General features: G+C 44.3%; 4 protein-coding genes and 1 pseudogene. 4 read left to right on the top strand and 1 reads right to left on the bottom strand.

What is annotated here, in order from left to right; all coding sequences use genetic code 11:
• Positions 1-152 precede the first annotated feature (152 nt).
• From AB6D58_RS24190 to AB6D58_RS24205, 4 genes and pseudogenes are all read left to right on the top strand, one after another.
• Positions 153-482, top strand: a complete 330-nt coding sequence (locus tag AB6D58_RS24190) for a MobC family plasmid mobilization relaxosome protein (protein ID WP_102458426.1) — start codon at positions 153-155, stop codon at positions 480-482.
• A pseudogene (locus tag AB6D58_RS24195) lies at positions 472-786 on the top strand (mobilization relaxase); the annotation flags it as partial. The gene AB6D58_RS24190 and the pseudogene AB6D58_RS24195, both read left to right, overlap by 11 nt.
• Before the next feature lie 373 nt (positions 787-1,159).
• A complete protein-coding gene (locus AB6D58_RS24200; RefSeq protein ID WP_372041944.1) occupies positions 1,160-1,615 on the top strand; it encodes an MbeB family mobilization protein in 456 nt (151 codons plus the stop codon).
• 3 nt (positions 1,616-1,618) lie between these two features.
• On the top strand, positions 1,619-1,852 hold the full coding sequence (locus tag AB6D58_RS24205) for an MbeD family mobilization/exclusion protein (protein WP_371974920.1): 234 nt from the start codon (positions 1,619-1,621) through the stop codon (positions 1,850-1,852).
• 287 nt (positions 1,853-2,139) lie between these two features.
• Here the strand turns inward: AB6D58_RS24205 and AB6D58_RS24210 are convergent.
• A partial coding sequence (locus AB6D58_RS24210) for a class I SAM-dependent methyltransferase (RefSeq protein WP_372158776.1) occupies positions 2,140-2,760 on the bottom strand: 621 nt, incomplete at its 5' end.

Consider the following 2,760-nt stretch of genomic DNA (forward strand, 5'->3'; position numbering starts at 1 on the left):
TTGTTTTAAGCCAGCATACACAGAGTGCACTCGCTACGCTCGTTTCTCTGTGAGCTGGAAAGGGGCGCTAACGCCCCCTTTACCCCAGTTAACCACTTCGAGAAGTGACCTCGTTCCGAGCTAACTTCCCTCAGAGGTAAGGAGAATTTTTCGTGGATAAACGAGAGAAGATAATCAAGATCAGAGCAACCGATGATGAGTACGCAGCATTAATGGAGCGAAGTCCAAAACCTCGACTTGCTGAATGGATGCGTGAATATTGCTTAGGGGCAAAAGTCCCCCGAGCGAATCAAGTTCCCAATGTCGATCCGGCCTTGTTGAGACAGCTTTCTGGAATGGGCAATAACTTAAACCAAATTGCACGAGCTATTCATAATCAGGATTGGAAGCCGGTTGATCGAGTTCAAATCATTGCTGCGTTATCTAGTCTTCAGCGTGAGCTGAATCTAATGAGGATGGAGAACGCGAAAGATGATAGTTAAATTTCATGCTAGGGGCGCAGGTAGAGGATCGGGACCCGTTGATTATTTACTAGGAAAAGACCGCGCTCGTGACGGTGCCACTTTAGACCGTGGTGATCCTGATGCGATTCAAGATTTGATTGATTCCAGTCCTTACGCGAAGAAGTACACCTCTGGCGTTTTGTCATTTGAAGAGTCCGACCTTGATCGGACGACCAAAGATAAAATCATGTCGAGTTTCGAGAAAGCATTGTTACCTGGTCTCGATGCGGATCAATATTCTTGTCTTTGGGTTGAACATCGAGACAAGGGGCGCTTGGAGCTGAATTTTGTTGTGCCTAATGTTGAACTGTTATCAGGAAAAAGATTACAGCCCTATTTTGAAAAGGCAGATAAGCCTCGAATCAACGCATGGAAGATTGCAAAGAATGCCATTTTAAAACTCCATGACCCTGATGATCCCATCAATAAACGAGAGCTCACCACGCCTCGAAATTTGCCTAAGCCAAAGCATGAAGCTGCGAGAGCTATCACTGATGGATTGTTGTCTATGGCTGGCAATGGAGAGTTGAGAAATAGACAAGATTTGGTAACCGCCCTCGAGGGTGTTGGTTTTTCTGTTGTTAGACAAACCAAAAAAAGCATTTCCATATCCGACCCAGAAGGCGGTCGAAACATTCGATTGAAAGGGCTGATTTATGAGCAAGATTTTAAGTTTGGCGCAGGACTTCGAGAAGAAATCGAAACAGCAAGCGCACGATACAGAGCAACGTCTCAAGAGCGAATTCGAGAGGCACGAGACGTTTATAGAACAGGCGTTGAGATCAAGCGAGCAGAAAATCAAAGGCGACATCCGCGCCCAGAACCAACGCATGAGCGCATTAGTTTTGAAAAGTTGGCTTTGGATAGTGCTGAGCGTAGTGCTTGTTTTGGTCGCTTGTTCGAGCGTGATTTGGTGGCAGGGAATAATCATCGCCCAGAACCAAATAGAGATCAGCAATCAGCAATCGGCACTGAAAGTACTGGAATCCAAAGGTGGGAAAATCCACCTGAGCTTGTGCGGAGAACGGATCTGCATAGCAGCAGCCGAGGACAGTGGCAGTTGGACGAGAAACAGCGACGACAGACCGATGTTCATACCAGAGGGGTACTAGAAAATGACCGAGTTAGAAACCCAATTATTGAACGCATTCGAGCAATTGCAGACTCAACACGAGAAACAACACAACGACTTTGTAACGTCTTACAACGGGTTAGTACAAATGTTCGAGAGTACCTCGAAAGAGAACAACGAACTCCGTCAGCAAGTCAGCAACTTGAGCAGGCAAGTAGAGAGCTTGAGCACGCATCTCCTGCAGTTGGAAAAGCGTTACAACGAGAACAATCGATAGGTCTTGACCGTGAGATAGGTGATCGCGGAATGAGTTTGTAATAAATGGCGCGTTGGTTGTGTTTTAAGGGTGAAATCAAACTTGATTTTCATATCCTGTAAATCGGCCATAAAGCGTCACAAACTTACAAGGCACTATGGAAGTATATTGCCTTGATCAGGTGTCCTAAATCGCAACTAGGAGCTTTTGAGGGGCTCTGTGGACTGTTTTTGATAGCTAACTCGCCCGTTTAACATAATAGGAATAATGAACACCAGATTTCTAACGCCAAGCATTGCGAATCACTCTTAAACAGTTTGATAACTGACTTTTCTAGCTACCACTAAGCCATGATTGCTTGACCCCAATAAAGTTGGTTCATCACAATTTATTAAGTGATAGTCTAACCAAGTTTGATATTGAGATGGCGTAAAGTTATTTACACCGTTAGATATATAGCGTCCAAAACCATCTGTCGCAGAGTGTCCGATAACACTAAAACCTTTGTCTTGTACCAAACTTTCCACTTCAGTTGGTGTGGCAAAGTACCCTATGTTGAAAAATCTATCTGCTTTCGAGTTTGAAACTGTGCCATGTTTATTTAGCTCAATTAGTACCTCTGGGGTTACTAGTTCTGGAAATTGCTGAGCGAACAGTCCCGCTACAAAAAAACGAGATATGTAGGCAACTGCTAACACTCCATTCGGCTTCAAAATTCGCAATGCTTCATTGATCGCCAGCTCTCTCTCATGTTGAGTTTTCAAATGGTAAAGAGGGCCTAGGATTACACAAAGATCTTGAGAGTTGCTTTCGATAAATGGCACTTCACATGCATTACCTTCAAACACTTTTAATTCGATGCCCTCAGATTTTGCTTTGGTGTTTAAAATATCGACTTGGTCAGGCACAAGCTCTACAGCTGTTACATC

The sequence above is a fragment of the Vibrio sp. 10N.239.312.D08 genome (assembly GCF_041466145.1).
In the GTDB taxonomy this organism is placed as follows: domain Bacteria; phylum Pseudomonadota; class Gammaproteobacteria; order Enterobacterales; family Vibrionaceae; genus Vibrio; species Vibrio crassostreae_C.

What these genes read in the sequence shown, in the direction of transcription:
- AB6D58_RS24200 (WP_372041944.1), top strand. Translation starts at nt 1,160, where the DNA reads ATGAGCAAGATTTTAAGTTTGGCGCAGGACTTCGAGAAGAAATCGAAA.
- AB6D58_RS24205 (WP_371974920.1), top strand. Translation starts at nt 1,619, where the DNA reads ATGACCGAGTTAGAAACCCAATTATTGAACGCATTCGAGCAATTGCAG.